Origin of the sequence: Piscinibacter gummiphilus (genome assembly GCF_002116905.1) — a bacterium.
Classification (GTDB): domain Bacteria; phylum Pseudomonadota; class Gammaproteobacteria; order Burkholderiales; family Burkholderiaceae_C; genus Rhizobacter; species Rhizobacter gummiphilus.
The window spans coordinates 2,440,224-2,461,378 of record NZ_CP015118.1 but is presented as its reverse complement, the minus strand read 5'-3'; the positions used below and the strand labels follow the sequence as shown (position 1 = coordinate 2,461,378).

Sequence of the window (21,155 nt, the reverse complement as noted above, 5' to 3'; positions counted from 1 at the left end):
CATCACGCCGCCGCCAGGCCCGCCGCCAGTTCGCGGGCGAGGCGAATCAGCGCGAGGTCGCTGCCGGCGGGGCCCACCAGCGACAGGCCGATGGGCTCGCCGGCCGGACCGGACCACGGCAGGCTGACCTGCGGCAGCCCCGCCAGACCTGCGACACACGTGATGCGCATCGTGCGGGCGCGCAACGCGTCGACGTCGGCTTCGGGAGCGCCGCGCAGCGGCGGCGGGCTCGACGCCGACGGCACCAGCGCCACGCCATCGTCACCGATCAGCGCCCTCACCTGCGCACGGATGGCCGCGGCCTCGACACGCGACGTGGCCGCGTCCTGCACGCCGATGCGGCTCGCGCCGTCGAAACGCGCGGCGATGCCGGGCGCGAACCGGGGCGCGTTCGCCGTGATCCACTCGCCGTGCACCTGCCAGGCCTCGCTGGCGCTCGCACCCACGTACACCTGACGCCAGGCCTCGAGGCCGCGGTCGCCCGCGACGGGCAAGGTCTCCACGTCGAGGCGCAGCTGGCGCACGAGCACGTCCCTCGCCTGCTGCAGCGGCGCCTGGAACACCGCGTCGGCCTGCGCCCACGTGTCGCTCCACACGACACAACGGCGCGGCAGGAAGTCCGAGGCCGGCAGCAGCGCCTGGCCCACGCGTTCGAACGTGAGGCCGTCGTGCGCGAGCCAGGTCGCGGTGTCGTAGCCGGGGCTCAGCGGCACGAGGCCGGCCGCGGGCAGCAGGCCGTGCGTGGTGCGCAGGCCCCACAGGCCGCAGTAGCTCGCCGGCACACGCGTGGAGCCGCCCGTGTCGGTGCCGAGCGCGAAGTCCACGAGGCGCGCGGCCACCGCCGCGGCCGACCCGCTCGACGAGCCGCCCGGCACCCGGCCCGGCGCACGCAGGTTCAGCGGCGTGCCGTAGTGCAGGTTCTCGCCGAGGATGCTGTACGCGAGTTCGTCGGTGAGCACCTTGCCGAACAGCGTCGCGCCCGATTCGAGCAGGCGGTCGACGACCGGGCTGTTGCGCGCCGCGGGGCCGTGGGTCAGCAGCCAGGTCGGGTTGCCCGCGCCGGTCACGTGGCCGGCGACGTCGTACAGGTCCTTCGCGGCGAAGGACAGGCCGGCGAGCGGCCCGCCGCCGGCGCCCTTCACGACGAAGCGGCCATGGGGCACCCAGGCGCCGACGGTGTCGTCGATGGGGAACTCGGAAGAAGGGGAAGCGGTCATCGGCGGGTCTCCAGGCGGTCGTTCAGCAAGGTGTCCACGTGCCGGCAGATCGCGCCGGGGGTCGTGAACCAGAGGTCGCCGCGGTCACGGGCCGCGGCGAGGTGTTCGAGGGCGCGGCGCAGGTGCCGCAGGCGGTAGGGCTGGCCCACGATGTACGGGTGCAGCGCGAGGCCCATCACGAGCGGCTGCGCGGCGGACTGCTCGAGCATCTCGTCGGTGTTGTCGACGATCATCTGCGTGAAGTCCTTCGCGTCCATGCCCCGCGCCACGATCATCGGAATGTCGTTGAGCTCCTGCGGGTACGGCACCGACCAGATCGCGCGGCCGCTGCGTGTGCGCATCGGCACCGGCTGGTCGTCGTGGCACCAGTTCAGCGTGTACGTGTAGCCCGCCTCGTCGAGCAGGTCGGGCGTGTGCCGGCTCTCGGAGATCCATGGCGACAGCCAGCCCGCGGGCGCCTGCCCGCTGTGGTGGCGCATGCGCTCGCGGCAGGCCAGCAGCAGCCGGGCCTCGGCCGCCTCGTCGAGTTCGGCCTGGCGTTCGGCGTTCGTGTGGCCGTGCCCCACCAGTTCGTCGCCACGCGCCACGCAGGCTTCGACGAGTTCGGGGCAATGGTCGTACAGCGCGGTGTTGACGAGACTCGCCGCCGGCAGCCCGAGGCGGTCGAAGAGCTCGAGGCAGCGCCATGCGCCCACGCGGTTGCCGTACTCGCGCCACGCGTAGTTCAGCACGTCGGGGTGCGCACTCGCAGGGCCGATGCACGCGCCGAGCCCTTCACCGAACGCGAAGTGCTCGAGGTTGAAGCCGAGGTACACCGCGAGCCGCGCGCCGTTCGGCCAGCGGTAGTCGGGGCGCCGCGTGATGGGCACATAGGGGAAGCGGTCGTGGCCGGGCACGCCGTCGACGTAGCGGCTGCTCATCGCGCGCCCGTTTCTGGTTCATGCGTCATTCGGGAATCTCCATTCCGGGGCATTTCCAGCCCCAACATCGTGCGAACAATTCGCTCGAATGTTTGTCAGCAAGTCATGTGCCGATTGTTGACAATCTATAGAGCACGTTGTTCACAAGGTGGCACGGCGATTGCATTTCCCCGGGACCTATCCCCTGGAGTACGCCATGTCCCGACCGACCCGCCGCCTCGTCCTCACCCAGCTCGCCGCCGCCGCATTCGCCACCGCGATGGCCGGCAGCGCCCTCGCCGCCGACACCATCAAGATCGGCCTCGTCACCGCGCTGTCGGGCCAGTCGGCCCTCGCCGGCGAAGCGCTCACGCGCGGCCTCACGCTCGCCATCGACGAGATCAACGCGTCGGGTGGCCTGCTCGGCGGCCGCAAGCTCGAGCTGCTGCGCCGCGACGACGAATCGAACCCGGCCAAGGGGGTGGTGGCCGCGCGCGAGCTGATCTTCAAGGAGAAGGTGGCCGTGCTGTTCGGCGGCCTCGACACGCCGGTGTCGATGGCCATCGTGCCGGTGGCCAACCAGGAGAAGGTGCCGTTCATGGGCCCGTGGGCCGCGGGCACCGCCATCACGAAAAACGGTGCGAACCCGAACTTCGCGTTCCGCGTGTCGGCCGTCGACGAGATCGTCGACAAGGCCATGCTGCAGTACGCGCAGAAGACGTTCAAGGCGACGAAGCCCGCGATGATCCTCGTCAACAACCCGTGGGGCGAGTCGAACGAGAAGGGCCTGAAGGCCGCGCTCGCCGAGAAGGGCGTGGCCTCGGTCGGGGTCGAGAAGTTCGAGGCGAACGACCTCGACGTCGTGCCGCAGCTCACGCGCCTGAAGGCCGCGGGCGCCGACACGCTGTTCCTCGTGGGCAACGTGGGCCCGTCGGCCCAGGTGGTCAAGTCGCTCGACCGCATGGGCTGGAAGGTGCCCGTGGTCTCGCACTGGGGCCCCGCCGGCGGCCGCTTCACGGAACTGGCCGGCCCCAACGCCAAGGACGTGCACTTCATCCAGACCTACAGCTTCTTCGGCAAGCAGGGTCCGGTGGGCGAACGCGTGATCAAGACGATGATGGCCAAGTACCCGAACGTGAAGGGCCCTGGCGACATCACCCCGGCCGTGGGCGTGGCCAACGCGTACGACGGCATGCACCTCGCGGCCAAGGCCATCGCCGCAGCCGGCAGCACCGACGGCGACGCCGTGCGCCAGGGCTTCTACAAGATCGACCGCCACGAAGGCCTGATCAAGACCTACGTGAAGCCGTTCAGCGCGACGGTGCACGACGCGGTGGGGGTCGACGACTACGTGTGGACGCAGTTCATCGACAACCGCATCGTGCCGGTCGGCGTGACCGTCAACTGATCTCCGGACGAACGGACGGTACCGCACGATGTTGATGTTGTCGGCGTTCCTGAGCGGCCTGGGCCTCGGGAGCATGTATGGGTTGATGGCGCTCGGCTTCTACGTCACGTACGCCGTGTCGGGCACCGTCAACTTCGCCCAGGGAAGTTCGATGATGCTCGGCGCGGTGCTGACGTTCACGTTCGCGCAGACGCTCGGCTGGCCGGTCGCGTTCGCGATCCTGCTGGCCCTCGCGCTCTGCGCGCTCTACGGCTGGCTCGTCGAATGGCTCGCGGTGCGGCCGTTCGTCAGCCGCGGGTCCGACTCGTGGCTGATGGCCACGGTCGCGCTCGGCATCATCCTCGACAACGTCGTGCTGTTCACGTTCGGCAAGGAGCCGCGCAGCATGCCGTCGCCCCTCGCCGAGGCGCCCGTGCGCTTCGGCGACCTGGGCCTCGGCGTGTACCCGCTGCAGATCCTGATCCCCATCGTGGGCCTGTCGCTCGCGGCCGCGCTGCACTTCGTCGCGCGCCGCACGCGCTGGGGCGTGGGCATGCTCGCCGTCGTGCAGAACCGCGACGCGGCCCGGCTGATGGGCATTCCCGTCAAGCGGCTCGTGGCCGCGTCGTTCGCGCTGTCGGCGCTGCTCGCCGCGGTGGCGGGCGTGCTGATCGCACCGCTCTTCAACATCCACGCGGACATGGGCACGCTGTTCGGCCTGAAGGCCTTCGCCGTCGCCATCCTCGGCGGCATCCTGAGCCCGTGGGGCGTGATGGTGGCGGGCCTCGTGTTCGGCGTGTCCGAATCGCTCGTGACCGTGCTGCTCGGCTCGGGCTACACCCAGATCATCACGTTCTCGCTCGTGATCGCCACCCTCGCCTGGCGTCCCAACGGTCTCTTCGGCCGCGCCGAGGTCAAGAAAGTATGAACACCCTCGCCGACCGAATCACCCTGCCCGCCTCGGCGGCACCGCAGGGTCCCTCCATCGCCCAGTGGACCGCCGGCATCGCCGTGGTCGCCGCGGGCGTCGTCGCGGCCGCCACGGTCAACGGCTACCACGTGTTCGTGCTCGCGAACGTCGCGCTGTTCGCCATCGTGGGCATCGGCCTGAACGTGCTGATCGGGCTCACGGGCCAGATGTCCATCGGGCACGTGGGCTTCTACGCCATCGGTGCCTACACGGTGTCGGTGCTGACCACGAAGTTCGGCGTGAGCGTGTGGGTGGCGTGGCCGCTCGGCGCGCTGCTCGCCGCGGTGCTCGGCGCGCTGCTCGCGCTGCCGGCGCTGCGCGTGAAGGGCCCGTACCTCGCGATGATCACCATCGCGTTCGGCTTCATCGTCGAACACGCCATCGTCGAGATGCGCGACCTCACCGGCGGGCAGAACGGCATCATGGGTGTGCCGGGCTTCTCGTTCCTCGGGTGGCTGACCGGCGAACGCGCCGTCGCGGCGCTCGCCGTGGTGACGGCCGGCGCAGTGCTCGTGCTGTTCACGCGCCTCTCGCGCGGCAGCTGGGGCGCGGCGATGCGCGCGGTGCGCGACAGCGAAACCGCCGCGCAGTCCGTGGGCCTCGATCCGCTGGTCGTGAAGACCGTGGCCTTCTCGCTGTCGGCCGCGGCCGCGGGCCTGGCCGGCGGGCTCTTCGCACCGCTGTCGGGCATCGTCACGCCGCAGTCGTTCGGCTTCTCGCAGTCGCTGCTGTTCGTGCTGGTCGTCGTGATCGGCGGCACGGGTTCGGTGGCCGGCCCCGTGATCGGCGCGGTCATCGTCGGGCTGCTGCCCGAACTGCTGTCGAGCCTCGAGGCCTACCGGCTGCTGTGCTTCGGCGTGATGCTGCTGCTCGTGCTGTGGGCCGCGCCCACCGGCGTGGCCGGCCTGCTGCGCCGCTGGACCGCGCGCCCGATGCCTTTCGTGCCGGTGCCCCCGGCCGCGCCCGGCGCCCTCGCGTGGCTCGACCGCCAGCGCGGCCGCCTCGTGGCGAAGGGCCTCACGATGCGCTTCGGCGGCCTGCGTGCCGTGGAGGGCCTAGACGTCGAGGTGCATCCCGCCCAGGTCACGAGCCTGATCGGCCCCAACGGCGCCGGAAAGACCACGGTGCTCAACATGCTGAGCGGGCTGTATGTCCCGACCGCAGGCACCGTCCACCTCGAAGGCCGCGAGCTGCATGGCGCGCCCGCGTTCCAGGCCGCGCGCAAGGGCGTCGCCCGCACGTACCAGACCTCGCTGCTGTTCGGCGGCCTGAGCGTCGAGGACAACGTCGTGATCGCGCTGGCCGGCGGCCGGCTCGGCGCCCTCTTCTCGCCGGCGGGCTTCGAGGACCCCGCCCGCCGCGAACGCGCCCGCGCGCTGCTCGCCTTCTGCGGCTACGCCGGTTCGGCGGCCACGCGCGCGGCCGACCTCGCCCACGTCGACAAGCGCCTCGTCGAGATCGCCCGCGCGCTCGCCACCAACCCGCAGGTGCTGCTGCTCGACGAACCCGCCGCGGGCCTGAGCCGCGAGGACAAGGCGCGGTTGGCGGATCTGCTGCGCCGCATCGCCACCACCGGCGTCGGCGTGCTCGTGATCGAACACGACATGGAACTGGTGATGGGTGTGTCCGACCGCGTGGTGGTGCTCGATGCGGGGCAGCACCTCGCGACCGGCACGCCCGCCGAGGTGCAGGCGGACCCGAAGGTGCTGCAGGCCTACCTGGGCGCCTCGGTCAACGCGCCGCCGCGCCGCGCGTCGCGCGAGGCCGCCTCGGCGCCCGAGATGCTGGGCGTCGGCAAGCTCGTCGCCTCGTACGGATCGGTCGACGTGCTGCACGGCATCGACCTGCAGGTGCGCTCGTCCGAAGTCGTGGCGCTGCTCGGCGCGAACGGCGCGGGCAAGTCCACGCTGATGCGGGCGCTCGCGGGCCTGCACCGGCCGGTGCAGGGCGGCATCCACCTGCAGGGCGCGGACCTCACGCGCCTCGGGCCGGAAGACATCGTGCGGCAGGGCCTCGTGCTCGTGCCCGAGGGCCGGCAGGTGTTCCCGGAACTGAGCGTGCGCGACAACATCCTGCTGGGCGCCTTCCTGCACCCCGAAGGCCGCGAGGCGCGCCTGGAGGAGATGTTCGTGCGTTTCCCCCGCCTGCGCGAGCGCCAGGCGCAGCGCGCCGGGCTGCTGTCGGGCGGCGAGCAGCAGATGCTCGCGATCGCGCGCGGGCTGATGTCGAAGCCCCGCATCCTGCTGCTCGACGAACCGTCGCTGGGCCTCGCGCCCAAGGTCATCGAAGAGTTGTTCCAGGCGCTCGACACGCTGCGCCAGGAGGGCCTCACGGTGCTGCTGGTCGACCAGATGGCGGCACTGGCCCTGGCCATCGCCGACCGTGCCTTCGTGGTCGAGGGCGGGCGCGTGGTGGCGGAGGGATCGGCCGAGGAGATCGCCGCCGACCCGGCACTTGCCAAGGCCTACCTCGGCGGCGGGCACTGAGGGGTCAGACGACGGCGCGCACGACGGCGTTGCGGCCCTGGGCCTTGGCGCGGTAGAGCGCCTCGTCGGCGCGCGCCAGCAGCGTCTCGATGGACATGCCGGCCGCGTCGTCCACCCGCACGAGGCCGATGCTGACCGTCACGTGCAGCGTGCCACCGCGCGCGACCTCGAAGCCCTCCTCGGCCACGCGGGCGCGCAGGCGATCGGCCACGTGCATCGCGTCGTCGAGCGAGGTGCGTGGCAGCACCGCCGCGAACTCCTCGCCGCCGAGGCGTCCCACGAGGTCTTCGGGACGCAGTGCGGACGTGGCGAGCGCCGCGAAGCCCGCGAGCACGGCATCGCCGCTCGCATGGCCGTGGCGGTCGTTCACCAGCTTGAAGTGATCGACGTCGAGCATCAGCACGGCCACGCCCTGCCCTTCGCCGGCCAGCCGGTTCAGCAGCCGCCCCGCGTGGGACAGGAACGCGCCGCGGGCCAGCACGCCGGTCAGGTGGTCGTGGCTCACGGCGCGGTCCAACCGCGCCAGCGCCTCGGCCCGCGATGCGTTGGAGACGGCCACGGCCAGTGGCCCGAGCGACAGCAGCGCAATGCCCAGCCGGATCGACACGAGCGAGTGCGCGTGCACCGGTTCGAGCGGCACGTCGAAGAAGCCGGCCGCGGCACCCGCGAACTGCACCGTGCAGGACACGAAGGAGATCAGCGCGGTGGTGAAGACGGTGTAGGTGAGCGCGCACCACAGCAGCGCCGCCACGGGGAAGGCCACGCCGCCGGGTCCGCCGACCCACATGCCCGCGGCTTGTGCGGCCAGCAACGCCAGCAGCGGTGCGGCCCGCTCCCATTCCAACTGGCGCAACTCCGCGCGCGCCACGGCGGCCCAGCGCCGCCACGGCAGCGTGGGCGCGGAGATCACCACCGGCAGCACGAGCAGCGCATTGACCCATTCGGCACTGACCCACAAGACGAAGCCGCTCGAGAACGAACTGCCGAAGAAGTGCGCCGACGCGAGTCCACCCGGCAAACCCGCGGCGAGCGCCACCACCACGGTGACGCAGTAGAGGTGCAGGATGGCCAGCGGCCGCTGCAGGCGGCGCGAGCCGGGCACGACGCGCGCGTAGAGCCACACCCCGGCCACGACGCCGCACAGGTTGGCTGCGGTGAGCGCCAGGGTGGGCAGTGGCTTGCCGCCCGTGAGGAAGTCCGCCGCGAGGTAGCCCGCGATGGCGCTGATCCAGCCGTGCGCGCGGGCGAGGCGCGCCTCGCGCACCATCAGGCCCAGCAGCACCGCGTTCGCGGGCCAGAACGCCGCCAGGTAGGCGCTGGGCCGGGTCAGGATGCCGAGCAGCGCGGCAAGGAAGACCGCGGAGAACACCAGCGCGACGTCCTTTCGCAGCACGGCCGCGCCCAGGGAACTCCCGGAGGTGGCAGCGGCGGAACTCGACGGGGGCGTGGTGGGCATCTTCGGGGGCGGGCCTTCGGCGAAAACCTCGCATTGTGTGCCAATCGGACCAGCCGGTAAAACCGGCAGTGCCCCGCTGTGCGCCGTTTGTCAGACGTGCCGCATCACCCAGAGCAGGCTGCTGAGGGTGAAGAACGAGGCCAGCGTGGTCACCAGCAGCGCCGGAGCGGCCACGTCCTCCTGGCCGTAGGCCTGGGCCAGCATCGGGTAGATGCTCATCATCGGCATCGCGGCCATCAGGATGGCGGCCGCTTTCAACTCGGGCGACAGCGGCGGCAGCCCCGCCCACACCAGCAGCGCGAGCATCAGCGCCACCGCCGTCGGCATCACCACCAGCTTGCCGAACGCGATGGGCGCCACGCGGCGGCCGAGGCCCCTGAGCGGCAGGCCGACGAGGTTGCCGCCGATCACGAACAGCGAGATGCCCGCGCTCGCACCGGCGAAGAGGTCAACCGCCCGCAGCGCCGGAGCCGGCAGCGACCAGCCCGCGATCGAGATCAGCAGCCCCGCGGCCATCGCGAGGATCAGCGGGTTCTTCGCAAGGCGGCGCAACGAATCGAGCGCCGCGCGGTACCACGGCCCGCCGGCACCACGGCCGCGCTCGGCCAGCGTCAGCAGCAGCGGGACCATCACGAGGTTCTCCACCACCATGTTGAGCGAGAGCCCGACCCCTGCGACGGGGCCGATGGTCAGCAGCGCGATCGGGTAGCCCACGAAGCCGCTGTTCGAGCACGACATGCCCATCGCCCGGAAGGTGCTGGCGATGTCGGGCAGCCCCAGGCGCCGGTAGAGAAAGAAGGCCCCGGCGAACGTGAGCAGCGATCCGCCGCAGTAGGCGAGGAAATACGTGGGGTCGAGCACCTCGGCGATGTGCCGCGTGGCCAGCGTGCGGAACACCAGCGCGGGCAGCGCGATGCTGATCACGAACTTCCCGAAGGTCCGCATGTCGGCCTTGTCGAACAGCCCGGCGCGGGTGACGGCGTAGCCGAGGGCGATGGCGATGTAGATCGGGCCGGTGATCGAGAGGACGTCGAACATGGGGAAACGGGACTGCGGGGACCGTCATTGTGCCGACCCGCAGCGCGGGGCGCTCGCCGTGCACCACCGCGGCGCGCGATCCGCGAACGGAATGGGCGACCCTCGCACGTCCCTCCTGCCCCAAGGTGCAATAGCTCCGCGTCCCGGAACGGATCAAGAATGACAAGGGTGTGTCTTTAACCTGGAGGACCTCGTCATGAAATTCCCCACTCCCCTGCTCATCGCCGCGGCCCTCGCGCTCGGCGCCACCACAGCAGCCTTCGCGCAGCAGCAGCCGGCACCAGGCACAGAGCCCCACGCCGACGGCGCCCCCGGTGCCAAGCCGGCGGCGAAGAAGGCCGACAAACCCGCCAAGCACGGCACCGCCACGCCAACACCCGGCACGGAACCCCATGCCGATGGCGCCCCCGGCGCGGGCACGGCACCCAAGAAGTCCTCATCGAAGCCGGCCAAGGCCACCAACAAGCAGCCGGCGCCGGGCACCGAGCCGCATGCGGACGGTGCGCCCGGGGCCAAGCCGAAGCAGTAGGCCTTTCGAGCGGCCCAGAAGCACAAAAGGGACGCTTCGTGAGAAGCGTCCCTTTGGGCACCTGGAGCGGGTAACGAGGCTCGAACTCGTGACCTCAACCTTGGCAAGGTTGCGCTCTACCAACTGAGCTACACCCGCTCTGAAAACCTGGAGGCGCGATCCGGAGTCGAACCGGACTGGACGGATTTGCAATCCGTTGCATAACCGCTTTGCTATCGCGCCGTGATATCTCTTCGAACTGGCTCTCGAAACGCTGAGAGCTTAGCAAAAAGGGAAGCCTCGCGAGAAGCTTCCCTTTGCATTTTGGAGCGGGTAACGAGGCTCGAACTCGTGACCTCAACCTTGGCAAGGTTGCGCTCTACCAACTGAGCTACACCCGCATATCTCGTTTGCTTCAGCGCTGTTCGTGCGTCATCAACCGAGAACAAGAGTATATGACGAAAGACGAAAGGAGCGCAAGTGTTTCGTCGAACTTTCTTCAAGGCCGCTTCACGCACTCAAGAATGCAAAAGGGCCCCGCTCTCGCAGGGCCCTTCCCGTTCACGGCAAGACGTGATCAGTGCTTCAGCGAATCACCCGTGCCCGCCGCCGCTTCCGGCTTGGGCTCGACCTTCGGCGGCTCTTCGTCGGCCAGCGGTTGCGGGGCCGATTCGAGCGCCACTTCGAGCACCTGGTCGATCCACTTCACCGGCACGATCTCGAGCTGGTTCTTCACGTTCGCGGGGATGTCCTGCAGGTCCTTCGCGTTCTCTTCGGGGATCAGCACGGTCTTGATGCCACCGCGGTGCGCGGCGAGCAGCTTTTCCTTGAGGCCCCCGATGGCCGTGACTTCACCACGCAGCGTGATCTCGCCGGTCATCGCGACGTCCGCGCGCACGGGGATGCCCGTGAGCGCCGACACGAAGGCCGTCGTCATCGCCGCGCCCGCGCTCGGGCCGTCCTTCGGCGTGGCGCCATCCGGCACGTGGATGTGGATGTCGCGCTTCTCGAAGAGCTCGTCCTTGATGCCCAGGCGTGCGGCGCGGCTGCGCACCACGGTGCGTGCGGCCTCGACCGATTCCTTCATCACGTCGCCGAGCGAACCCGTGCGGATGATGACGCCCTTGCCCGGCATCACGGTGGACTCGATGGTCAGCAGGTCGCCGCCCACCTCGGTCCACGCGAGACCGACCACCTGGCCGATCTGGTTGCGCTTCTCCGCCTGGCCGTAGCTGTACTTGCGCACGCCGAGGAACTCGTTGAGGTTCTCGTCGGTGACGACCACCTTCTCGGTGTACTGCTTCAGCTGGATGCCCTTGACCACCTTGCGGCAGATCTTCGACACCTCGCGCTCGAGCGAACGAACGCCGGCTTCCCGCGTGTAGTAGCGGATGATGCCGCGGATCGCGGACTCGGTGACTTCCATCTCCTCGTCCTTGACGCCGTTGTTCTTCGACTGCTTGGGCAGCAGGTACTTCTGGACGATGTGGAACTTCTCGTCCTCGGTGTAGCCCGACAGGCGAATGACTTCCATCCGGTCCAGCAGCGCCGGCGGGATGTTCATCGAGTTCGACGTGGCGATGAACATCGTGTCGGACAGGTCGAAGTCGACCTCGACGTAATGGTCGCTGAACGTGTGGTTCTGCTCCGGGTCGAGCACCTCGAGCAGCGCGCTCGACGGGTCGCCACGGAAGTCCATGCCCAGCTTGTCGATCTCGTCGAGCAGGAACAGCGGGTTGCGCGTGCCGACCTTGGACAGGCTCTGCAGCACCTTGCCCGGCATGGAGCCGATGTAGGTGCGGCGGTGGCCGCGGATCTCGGCCTCGTCGCGCATGCCGCCCAGCGCCATGCGGACGAACTTGCGGCCGGTGGCGCGCGCCACGCTCTGGCCGAGCGAGGTCTTGCCCACGCCCGGGGGGCCCACGAGGCACAGGATGGGCGCCTTGACCTTGTCGACGCGCTGCTGCACCGCGAGGTACTCGAGGATGCGGTCCTTGACCTTCTCGAGGCCGTAGTGGTCCTCGCTCAGCACCTGCTCGGCGAACTGCAGGTCGTGCTTGATCTTGGTCTTCTTCGTCCAGGGGAGGTTGACCAGCGTGTCGATGTAGTTGCGCACGACGGTGGCTTCCGCCGACATGGGCGACATCAGCTTGAGCTTCTTCAGCTCGGCGTCGACCTTCTTGCGCGCATCCTTCGGCATCTTCGCCGCGATGATCTTCTTCTCCAGCTCCTCCATGTCGGCGCCTTCTTCGCCGTCACCGAGCTCCTTCTGGATGGCCTTGACCTGCTCGTTCAGGTAGTACTCGCGCTGGCTCTTTTCCATCTGGCGCTTGACGCGGCCACGGATGCGCTTTTCCACCTGGAGGATGTCGACCTCGTGCTCGAGCTGCTCCAGGAGCTTCTCGAGGCGCTTGTCGACGGCGAACAGGTCCAGCACGGACTGCTTGTTCTCGAGCTTGAGCGGCAGGTGCGCGGCGATGGTGTCGGCCAGGCGGCCGGCGTCGTCGATGCCCGCGATGGACGTGAGGATCTCCGGAGGGATCTTCTTGTTGAGCTTGACGTACTGGTCGAACTGCTGCGTGACCGCGCGGCGCAGGGCCTCGATCTCGGGCTTGGTGTCGGCCTCGGGCGGCACCGGCGTGACCTCGGCGACGAAGTGCTCGCCGTTGTCGCTGATGCCATGGGTGTTGGCGCGCTGGATGCCTTCGACCAGCACCTTCACGGTACCGTCGGGCAGCTTCAGCATCTGCAGGATGCTGGAGACGCAGCCCACCTCGAACATGTCGTCGGGTTTGGGTTCGTCCTTGCCGGCGGCGCGTTGCGCGACCAGCATGATCTGCCGGCCGGCTTCCATGGCCGCCTCGAGGGCCTTGATGGATTTGGGACGCCCGACGAACAGCGGGATCACCATGTGGGGGAAGACCACCACGTCGCGCAGCGGCAGCAGCGGCAGCGTGATCGGCTCAGCGGGCAAAACAGGATGTCCAGACATTGGAACCTCTCTTTCTCCAGCCCATGTAGGGGCCGGAGGGTGAATTGCAAGAAGCCGTCGCGGGCGGAGCCGGTCGGGCGCTCAGGATCCCTGTCTCGGGTACAGCGTCAGCGGTCGAACGTCGAACTCGGTGCTCACGCGCTCGCCTTGGTCTCGTGGTAGACCAGCAGCGGTTTCGCGTTTTCCTCGATCGTGTGCTCGTCGAGCACGACCTTGGCCACGCCTTCCAGCGTGGGCAGGTCGAACATGGTGTCGTTGAGCGAGAGTTCCATGATGGAGCGCAGGCCCCGCGCGCCGGTCTTGCGGGCGAGCGCCTTGCGGGCGATGGCCATCAGCGCGGACGGGCGCACTTCCAGTTCCACGCCGTCCATGGCGAAGAGCTTCTGGTACTGCTTGAGCAGCGCGTTCTTCGGTTCGGTGAGGATCTGGACCAGCGCGTCGTCGGTCAGCTCGCCCAGCGTGGCGACCACCGGCAGGCGGCCCACCAGCTCGGGGATCAGGCCGAACTTGATCAGGTCTTCGGGCTCGACTTCGCGGAACACCTCGGACACGCGCTTCTCGCTCTTCGTGTGCACGGTGGCGCCGAAACCGATGCCCGACTTCTCGGAACGGTTCTGGATGACCTTCTCGAGGCCGTCGAACGCACCGCCGCAGATGAACAGGATGTTCGTGGTGTCGATCTGCAGGAAGTCCTGGTTCGGGTGCTTGCGGCCGCCCTGCGGGGGCACCGAGGCCATCGTGCCCTCGACGAGCTTGAGCAGTGCCTGCTGCACGCCCTCGCCCGACACGTCGCGGGTGATGGACGGGTTGTCGGCCTTGCGGGAGATCTTGTCGATCTCGTCGATGTAGACGATGCCGCGCTGCGCCTTGTCGACGTCGTAGTTGCAGTTCTGCAGCAGCTTCTGGATGATGTTCTCGACGTCCTCGCCCACGTAGCCGGCTTCGGTCAGCGTGGTGGCGTCGGCGATCACGAACGGCACGTTCAGCAGGCGGGCGAGCGTCTGGGCCAGCAGCGTCTTGCCGGAGCCCGTGGGGCCGATCAGCAGGATGTTGCTCTTGGCGAGCTCGACCTCGTCCTTCGACGTGGCCATGTGCTTCAACCGCTTGTAGTGGTTGTAGACGGCCACGGACAGCGTGCGCTTGGCGGTGTCCTGCCCGATCACGTAGTTGTCGAGGCTGGCCTTGATCTCGGCCGGCACCGGCAGGTCGGACTTGGCGGCCCGTGCGTCGGGCGTTTCGGTGGGCACTTCATCACGGATGATGTCGTTGCACAGCTCGATGCACTCGTCGCAGATGAAAACGGAGGGCCCGGCGATCAGTTTCTTGACCTCGTGCTGGCTCTTGCCGCAGAAGGAGCAATAGAGGACTTTTTCGCTCGAGGAGCCTTTTTTGTCGGCCATGGATCTACGCGCTTTGGGGTGGGAAAGGCTGGGTCAATGATAGAGCAAAAGAAAACGGGGCCTTGACGGTGAATAAGGCCCCGTTTCGATCGCAGTTACCGGCCTGGAAACAACCTTCCGGCCGGGATGGCCAATCAGGGGTTGATCGGCGGGTTGCGCTTGCTGATCACCTGGTCGATCAGGCCATAGGCCTTCGACTCCTCCGGGTCCATGAAGAAGTCGCGTTCCATGTCGCTGCGGATCTTCTCGATGGGCTGGCCGGTGCGCTCGGCATAGATGCGGTTCAGCTGCTCGCGGGTCTTGAGGATCTCGCGGGCATGGATCTCGATGTCCGTGGCCTGGCCCTGGGCGCCGCCCGACGGCTGGTGGATCATCACGCGCGAGTTCGGCAGGGCGAAACGCTTGCCCTTGGCGCCGGCCATCAGCAGGAACGAGCCCATGCTGGCGGCGATGCCCATGCACAGCGTGGAGACATCGGGCTTGATGAACTGCATCGTGTCGAAGATCGACATGCCGGCGCTCACCGAACCGCCCGGCGAGTTGATGTAGAGCGAGATGTCCTTGTCGGGGTTTTCGCTCTCCAGGAACAGCAGCTGCGCCACCACCAGGTTGGCCGACTGGTCGTTGACCGGGCCCACCAGGAAGATCACCCGCTCGCGCAGCAGGCGGCTGTAGATGTCGTACGCGCGCTCGCCGCGGCCCGACTGTTCGATGACCATGGGCACCAAGCCCAAACCTTGAGTTTCCAGCGCGCTCATGTGTGTCCTTGAGAGAGGTTGTTGTGCGACAGGTTGGGGTCGATTATGAAACGACAAGGGAAGCACCGCACGAAGAAGCGGCAAAGGGTGCCGACCCCTGCGGCCCGGCACCCTTTCGACGGGGGGATGTCGGCGATCAGCCGGCCATCAGTTCGTCGAACGGCAGGGCCTTGTCGGACACCTTCGCCTTGCCCAGCACGAATTCTGCGACGTTGTTCTCGATCACGACGCCTTCGACTTCGGCCATGCGCTGGCGGTCGCTGAGGTACCAGCGGACCACCTCGGCGGGCTTCTCGTAGCTCTGCGAGATTTCCTCGATGTGGGCCTGCAGCTGCTCGGGCTTGGCCGACAGGTTGTTGGCACGCACCAGTTCACCCACGACGAGGCCCAGGCGCACGCGACGCTCGGCCTGGTCCTTGAAGATCTCGGACGGGATCGGGGCGTTGTCGGCGTCCTTGACGCCGCGCTTCTTCAGGTCGGCGCGGGCGGCTTCCACCATGCGCTCGATCTCGCCGTTGACGAGGGCCGTCGGCAGGTCGAGTTCGGCGGTCTTCACCAGGGCGTCCATCACGGCGCCCTTGTTGCGGGCCAGCACGCGGAACTTCACTTCGCGCTCGAGGTTCTTCTTGATGTCGGCGCGCAGCGCGTCCACCGTGCCGTCAGCGATGCCGAGCGACTTCGCGAAGGCCTCGTCCACCACGGGCAGGTTCTGCACTTCGATCTTGTTGACCGTGACGAGGAAGTCGGCTTCCTTGCCGGCCACGTCCTTGCCCTGGTAGTCCTCGGGGAACTGCAGCGGGAAGGTCTTCGATTCGCCGGCCTTCATGCCACGCACGGCCTTCTCGAACTGCTCGAGCATCTGGCCTTCGCCGATCAGGAACTGGAAGCCTTCGGCCTTGCCGCCGTCGAACGGCACGCCGTCGATCTTGCCTTCGAAGTCGATGGTGACGCGGTCGCCTTCACCGGCGGCTTCGCCGGCGGGACGCTGGGCGAACGTGCGGCGCTGCTTGCGCAGGATGTCGACGGTCTTGTCGATGGCGGCGTCCGTCACGTCGGTGGAGACACGCTCCACTTCGGCGGTGGACAGGTCGCCGAGCTTGACCTCGGGGTACACCTCGAAGGTGGCGTCGAAGGTCATCTGGCCTTCGGGCGCGTTTTCCTTTTCGGTGATGCGCGGGGCGCCGGCGACGCGGAGCTTGGCTTCGCGGGTGGCTTCCTCGAAGGCCTGGCCGACCTTGTCGTTCATGACTTCGTACTGCACGGAGTAGCCGTAGCGCTGCGACACGACGCTCATCGGCACCTTGCCCGGGCGGAAGCCGTCGGCCTTCACCGTGCGCGACAGGCGCTTGAGGCGGTTCGCCACCTCGTTGTTGATCACGTCGGCGGCGAGCGTCAGCGTGATGCGGCGTTCGAGCTTCTCAAGGGTTTCTACAGTCACAGCCATTTTCTTGACTCTCTGGTTTCGTTCGTTGCTGGTGCGCGGGGGGGGACTCGAACCCCCACACCATTGCTGGCGTCAGGACCTAAACCTGGTGCGTCTACCAATTTCGCCACCCGCGCGAAGCACCTGGAAAATAACAGGGGGAAGCCTGGACTTCCCCCGTTGCGATTCGGTCAGCCGGGCATTTTAGCCGGTTGTGGCGGGCACCCGTCCATCCGCGTTCTCACGAGCCTCATCCTCGGGCCGTTTGACGCGGAACCAGGCCGCATACATCGCGGGCAAAGCCAGCAGCGTGAGGGCCGTCGCGACGATGAGGCCGCCCATGATGGCGACGGCCATCGGGCCCCAGAACACGCTGCGCGACAGCGGGATCATCGCGAGCACGGCGGCCGCCGCGGTCAGGATGATCGGACGGCAGCGGCGCACCGCCGACTCGACGATGGCGTCCCACGTGGGCACGCCCTTCGCGCGGTCCTGCTCGATCTGGTCGATCAGGATCACCGAGTTGCGCATGATCATGCCGATCAGCGCGATCACGCCGAGCAGCGCGACGAAGCCGAACGGCCGGTTGAGGATCAGCAGCGCCGCGGCCACGCCCGGCAGCCCGAGCGGCCCCGTGAGGAACACGAGCACCGCGCGGCTGAAGCTGTGCAGCTGGAGCATCAGCAGCGTGAACATGATGAAGAGCATCAGCGGCGCGCCCACGGCGATCGAGCCCTGCCCCTTGCTGCTTTCCTCCACGGCGCCGGCGATGTCGACGCGGTAGCCCGGCGGCATCTTCGCGCGGATGGGCTCGAACAGCGGGTTCAGCTGCGCCGTGACGGTGGCGCCCTGGATGCCCTCGACGATGTCGGCCTGCACGGTCACCGCGTAGTCGCGGCCGTCGCGCCACACCACGCCCGGCTCCCACACGAACGAGGCGCGCACCAGCTGGCTCAGCGGGATGCTGCGGCCCGACGTGGACGGCACGTACGCGCTCTGCAGGTCGGTGAGCGCGGCGCGTTCGGCCTGCGGCGTGCGCAGCACGATGTCGATCAGCTTGTCGCCGTCGCGGTACTGGCCCACGGTGGTGCCGGCATTGCTGATGCGCGCGGCCTGGGCGATGGCCTGGCTCGACACGCCGAGCGCCCGCGCCTTGTCCTGGTCCACGTCGAGGCGCAGCACCTTGACCGACTCGTTCCAGTTGTCGTTCAGCCCGCGCAGCAGCTCGTTGGTGCGCATGACGTCCTTGACCTCGTCGGCGTACGCCCGCACCTTCGTCGCGTCGGGCCCCACCACGCGGAACTGCACGGGATACGGCACCGGCGGGCCGTTCGGCAGCAGCTTCGCGCGGCCGCGCACTTCGGGGAACTCGGTGGCCAGGATCTCGGGCAGCGCGTGGAGCAGCTGCTGCCGCGCCGCCAGGTCCTTCGGCAGCACGACGATCTGGCTGACGTTGCTCTGCGGGAAGATCTGGTCGAGCACCAGCGCGAAGCGCGGCAGGCCGCTGCCCACCCAGGTGGCGACGTGGTTCACGCCGTCCATCTTCAGCAGGCGCGCCTCCACCTTCTTCGTGATGTCCTCGTTGGCCTGGAACGACGTGCCCTCGGGATACCAGAGGTCCACCAGCAGGTCGAGCCGGCTGGAATCGGGGAAGAACTGGTTCTGCACCTTGCCCATGCCCACCACGCCCAGCGCCATCGCGAGCACGGTGAGGCCGATGGTGATCCAGCGCCGGCGCACGCACCAGTCGACCAGCTTGCGGAAGCGCACGTAGAACGGCGTGTCGAAGAGTTCGTGCGGCGCACCGGCCTCGCCGGCGTGCGGCGGGCGCTTGAGCAGCAGCGTGCCGAGGTACGGCACGAAGTACACGGACACGACCCACGAGATCAGCAGCGCCACCGTGGTGACCGCGAAGATCGCGAACGTGTACTCGCCCACCGTGGACTTGGCCATGCCGATGGGCAGGAAGCCCACGGCGGTGATGAGCGTGCCCGTCAGCATGGGCAGCGCGGTGGCCTCGTACGCGAAGGTGGCGGCACGCACCTTGTCGTAGCCCTCCTCCAGCTTGCGCACCATCATCTCGACCGCGATGATCGCGTCGTCCACGAGCAGGCCCAGCGCGATGATCAGCGAGCCGAGCGAGATCTTGTGCAGGCCGACGCCCCAGTAGAACATCGCGACGAACGTGATCGCCAGCACCAGCGGGATCGTGATGCCCACCACGAGACCCGGCCGCCAGTCGATCGTGAAGCGCCACGAGTTCGGCTTGAAGTGCAGGCCCAGGCTCACGAAGCTCACGGCCAGCACGATCACCACGGCCTCGATCAGCACCTTCACGAACTCGTTCACCGACGTGGCGACCACGGTGGACTGGTTCTGGAACTGGGTCATCTCGATGCCCACGGGCAGGTCCGCGCGGATCTGAGCCGCCGCCGCCTCGAGCGACTTGCCGAGGCCGATGATGTCCCCGCCCTTGGCCATGGACACGCCCAGCGCGATCACCTCCTTGCCCTGGTGGCGCACCTTCACCTGCGGCGGGTCGATGGTGGCGCGGCGCACGGTGGCGATGTCACCGAGCTTGAAGCTCGTGCCACCCGCGCGGATCGCGAAGTTCTTCAGCTCCTCGACGGAGTTGAACTGCCCGGCCACGCGCACCTGCACCATGTCGGTGGGCGCGTTGAAGCTGCCGGCGCTCTCCACCGCGTTCTGCTGGCCCAGCTGCGCGAGCACCGCATTGAAGTCGAGGCCCAGCTGCGCCAGGCGCTTCTGCGAGACGTCGATGAAGATCTTCTCGTCCTGCGCGCCGAAGATCTCGACCTTGCTGACGTCCTTCACCTTGAGCAGGCGCTGGCGCACCTCGTCGGCCTGGTCCTTCAGCTCCACGGTGGAGAACCCGTCGGCCGACAGCGTGTAGATGCTGCCGTACACGTCGCCGAACTCGTCGTTGAAGAACGGCCCCTGCACGCCCGACGGCAGCGTGGCACGCATGTCGCCGATCTTCTTGCGCACCGAGTACCAGATCTGCGGCATCTCCTTCGGCGGCGACGAATCCTTCACCTGGAAAATGATGAGCGTCTCGCCGGGCTTCGAGTAGCTGCGGATCTTGTCGGCGTAGGGCACCTCCTGCAGCGTCTTCTCGAGCTTGTCGGTGACCTGTTCGGCGACCTGCTGCGCGGTGGCGCCGGGCCAGTAGGCCCGCACCACCATCGCGCGGAAGGTGAACGGCGGGTCCTCGTCCTGGCCCAGCTGGAAGTAGGCGGCGAGGCCCAGCACCATCAGCACCACCATCAGGTAGCGCGTGAGCGCGGAATGCTCCAGCGCCCACCGGGAGATGTTGGCCTTCTGCCCCGGTTCCTCGTTCGCGGCCGCGCTCATTTGGCGGTCACCGAGGCGGCGTTGGCAGCCACGGCCGGTGATCCCGACTCGGCGTAGTACTTCACTTTCTGGCCCGGATTGAGCACGTGCACGCCGGCCGTGACGACCACCATGCCGGGCGACAGGCCGCCCGTCACCACCGCCTCGTTGCCGTCCACGCCGGCCACCTGCACGAGGTGGCTCTTGACCGTCATCGAGGCCGGGTCCACGATCCACACGGCCGACTTGCCGTGGTCCTCGCGCAGCGCCGCGAACGGCAGCTTGACGATGCCGTCGACCTTCTCGGACGCGGCGATCACGGTGGCGGTCTGGCCCAGGCGCATCGCGCGGGCCTCGGGACCGGTGCCCATGTCGGCCTTGACGAGGAAGGTGCGTGTGACCGGGTCGGCCGACGCGGCGATCTCGCGCAGCGTGACCGGGATGGGCGGCGTGTCGGTGCCCCAGCCGCGCACGGTCAGGTTGCCCGGTTTCGCCGAGAGCGCCTTGACGGCACCCACGCGGTCCTCGGGCACGGAGAACACCACGTCGCGCGGGCCGTCGACGGCCACGCGCACCACGGGCGCGCCCGCGGCCACCACCTGGCCCGGCTCGGCTTCCACCGCGGTGACCACGCCGGCCACGTCGGCCACCAGCGACGCGTACGCCGCCTGATTGCCCTGCACGTTCGACTGGGCGCGGGCCTGGTCGAGCTGGGCGCGCGCGGCCTTCAGCGACGTGTCGCGGCGTTCGAGTTCGGCGGAGCTGATGAAGCCCTGGTCACGCAGTTCCTTGAAGCGCTTGAAGTCGGCCTCGGCCTGTTCGAAGTTGACCTGCGCGGCGGTGAGCGCGGCCCGGGCGGCATCCTGCCCGAGCTTGAGGTCCTGCGGGTCGAGCTGGGCCAGCAGTTGGCCGGGCTTGACCGCGTCGCCGAGGTTCACGGCCCGCCGCACGATCTTGCCGCCCACCCGGAACCCGAGGCGCGATTCGGTGCGGGCCCGCACCTCCGCCGCGTACTCGTGGGTGCCACCGGTCGAGACGGCCGACACGGTCTGGGTGCGCACGGCCCGCACGGGATCCGGTGCGGGCTCGGGCTTGGAGCAGGCGGCCAGCGCCACCGCGCCGAACAGGAAGGGGAACAGCAAGGACGGACGCATGGGGATCCTCGTCGGCGGTGAGCGGCGTTGTTTTAAATGACTGACTGGTCAGTAATGTATGCTCCAGGCCCGGGCGGTGTCAACGAAGGTCACACCGCGGGGAACCGTCATCG

The 21,155-nt window shown here is 68.6% G+C and carries 14 protein-coding genes and 4 tRNA genes; 4 read left to right on the top strand and 14 right to left on the bottom strand.

The window, feature by feature from the left end; all coding sequences use genetic code 11:
- Window positions 1-2: 2 nt before the first annotated feature.
- Together A4W93_RS10950 and A4W93_RS10945 are read right to left on the bottom strand one after the other, a co-directional pair.
- On the bottom strand, window positions 3-1,217 hold the full coding sequence (locus A4W93_RS10950; RefSeq protein WP_085750637.1) for an amidase: 1,215 nt from the start codon (window positions 1,215-1,217) through the stop codon (window positions 3-5).
- On the bottom strand, window positions 1,214-2,137 hold the full coding sequence (locus A4W93_RS10945; protein WP_085750636.1) for a polysaccharide deacetylase family protein: 924 nt from the start codon (window positions 2,135-2,137) through the stop codon (window positions 1,214-1,216). The genes A4W93_RS10950 and A4W93_RS10945 overlap by 4 nt, the downstream gene beginning before the upstream one ends.
- 196 nt (window positions 2,138-2,333) lie before the next feature.
- On the opposite strand from A4W93_RS10945, the gene A4W93_RS10940 reads away from it, so the two are divergent.
- The 3 genes from A4W93_RS10940 to A4W93_RS10930 are packed head-to-tail and all read left to right on the top strand — an operon-like array spanning window position 2,334 to window position 6,959.
- Entirely contained in the window at window positions 2,334-3,524 is a 1,191-nt protein-coding gene (locus tag A4W93_RS10940; RefSeq protein ID WP_085750635.1) for an ABC transporter substrate-binding protein, read from the top strand.
- Window positions 3,525-3,552: 28 nt separating this feature from the next.
- Complete coding sequence (locus A4W93_RS10935) at window positions 3,553-4,431, top strand: branched-chain amino acid ABC transporter permease (RefSeq protein WP_085750634.1); 879 nt, start codon at window positions 3,553-3,555, stop codon at window positions 4,429-4,431.
- A complete protein-coding gene (locus tag A4W93_RS10930; RefSeq protein WP_085750633.1) occupies window positions 4,428-6,959 on the top strand; it encodes a branched-chain amino acid ABC transporter ATP-binding protein/permease in 2,532 nt (843 codons plus the stop codon). Before A4W93_RS10935 ends, A4W93_RS10930 begins: the two co-directional genes overlap by 4 nt.
- A 4-nt stretch (window positions 6,960-6,963) precedes the next feature.
- Here A4W93_RS10930 and A4W93_RS10925 read toward each other — a convergent pair whose 3' ends face one another.
- Together A4W93_RS10925 and A4W93_RS10920 are read right to left on the bottom strand one after the other, a co-directional pair.
- A complete protein-coding gene (locus tag A4W93_RS10925; RefSeq protein WP_085750632.1) occupies window positions 6,964-8,415 on the bottom strand; it encodes a GGDEF domain-containing protein in 1,452 nt (483 codons plus the stop codon).
- A 90-nt stretch (window positions 8,416-8,505) separates the two neighbouring features.
- Window positions 8,506-9,453 carry an AEC family transporter gene (locus A4W93_RS10920; RefSeq protein ID WP_085750631.1) on the bottom strand — a complete coding sequence of 316 codons (948 nt, stop codon included), beginning with the start codon at window positions 9,451-9,453 and terminating at the stop codon, window positions 8,506-8,508.
- Window positions 9,454-9,649: 196 nt separating this feature from the next.
- Here A4W93_RS10920 and A4W93_RS10915 point away from each other — a divergent pair, with 196 nt between their 5' ends.
- On the top strand, window positions 9,650-9,982 hold the full coding sequence (locus A4W93_RS10915; RefSeq protein WP_085750630.1) for a hypothetical protein: 333 nt from the start codon (window positions 9,650-9,652) through the stop codon (window positions 9,980-9,982).
- A gap of 62 nt (window positions 9,983-10,044) precedes the next feature.
- Here A4W93_RS10915 and A4W93_RS10910 read toward each other — a convergent pair.
- The 10 genes from A4W93_RS10910 to A4W93_RS10865 form a co-directional block, all read right to left on the bottom strand.
- A tRNA-Gly gene (locus tag A4W93_RS10910) sits at window positions 10,045-10,120 on the bottom strand.
- Between the two features lie 10 nt (window positions 10,121-10,130).
- Window positions 10,131-10,204: transfer RNA gene (locus tag A4W93_RS10905), tRNA-Cys, on the bottom strand.
- Window positions 10,205-10,286: 82 nt separating this feature from the next.
- Window positions 10,287-10,362: transfer RNA gene (locus A4W93_RS10900), tRNA-Gly, on the bottom strand.
- 176 nt (window positions 10,363-10,538) lie between these two features.
- Entirely contained in the window at window positions 10,539-12,953 is a 2,415-nt protein-coding gene (lon, locus tag A4W93_RS10895; protein ID WP_085750629.1) for an endopeptidase La, read from the bottom strand.
- Between the two features lie 134 nt (window positions 12,954-13,087).
- A complete protein-coding gene (gene clpX, locus A4W93_RS10890) occupies window positions 13,088-14,353 on the bottom strand; it encodes an ATP-dependent Clp protease ATP-binding subunit ClpX (protein WP_085750628.1) in 1,266 nt (421 codons plus the stop codon).
- Window positions 14,354-14,487: 134 nt separating this feature from the next.
- Window positions 14,488-15,111, bottom strand: a complete 624-nt coding sequence (clpP, locus tag A4W93_RS10885) for an ATP-dependent Clp endopeptidase proteolytic subunit ClpP (protein ID WP_085750627.1) — start codon at window positions 15,109-15,111, stop codon at window positions 14,488-14,490.
- Between the two features lie 136 nt (window positions 15,112-15,247).
- Window positions 15,248-16,555 (bottom strand): trigger factor, encoded by a 1,308-nt coding sequence (tig, locus tag A4W93_RS10880; protein ID WP_085750626.1) that lies wholly within the window; start codon window positions 16,553-16,555, stop codon window positions 15,248-15,250.
- 29 nt (window positions 16,556-16,584) lie between these two features.
- Window positions 16,585-16,671, bottom strand: a tRNA-Leu gene (locus A4W93_RS10875).
- A gap of 67 nt (window positions 16,672-16,738) precedes the next feature.
- Window positions 16,739-19,909, bottom strand: a complete 3,171-nt coding sequence (locus tag A4W93_RS10870; protein ID WP_085750625.1) for an efflux RND transporter permease subunit — start codon at window positions 19,907-19,909, stop codon at window positions 16,739-16,741.
- Window positions 19,906-21,042 carry an efflux RND transporter periplasmic adaptor subunit gene (locus A4W93_RS10865; RefSeq protein WP_085750624.1) on the bottom strand — a complete coding sequence of 379 codons (1,137 nt, stop codon included), beginning with the start codon at window positions 21,040-21,042 and terminating at the stop codon, window positions 19,906-19,908. The genes A4W93_RS10870 and A4W93_RS10865 overlap by 4 nt, the downstream gene beginning before the upstream one ends.
- Window positions 21,043-21,155: the final 113 nt, after the last annotated feature.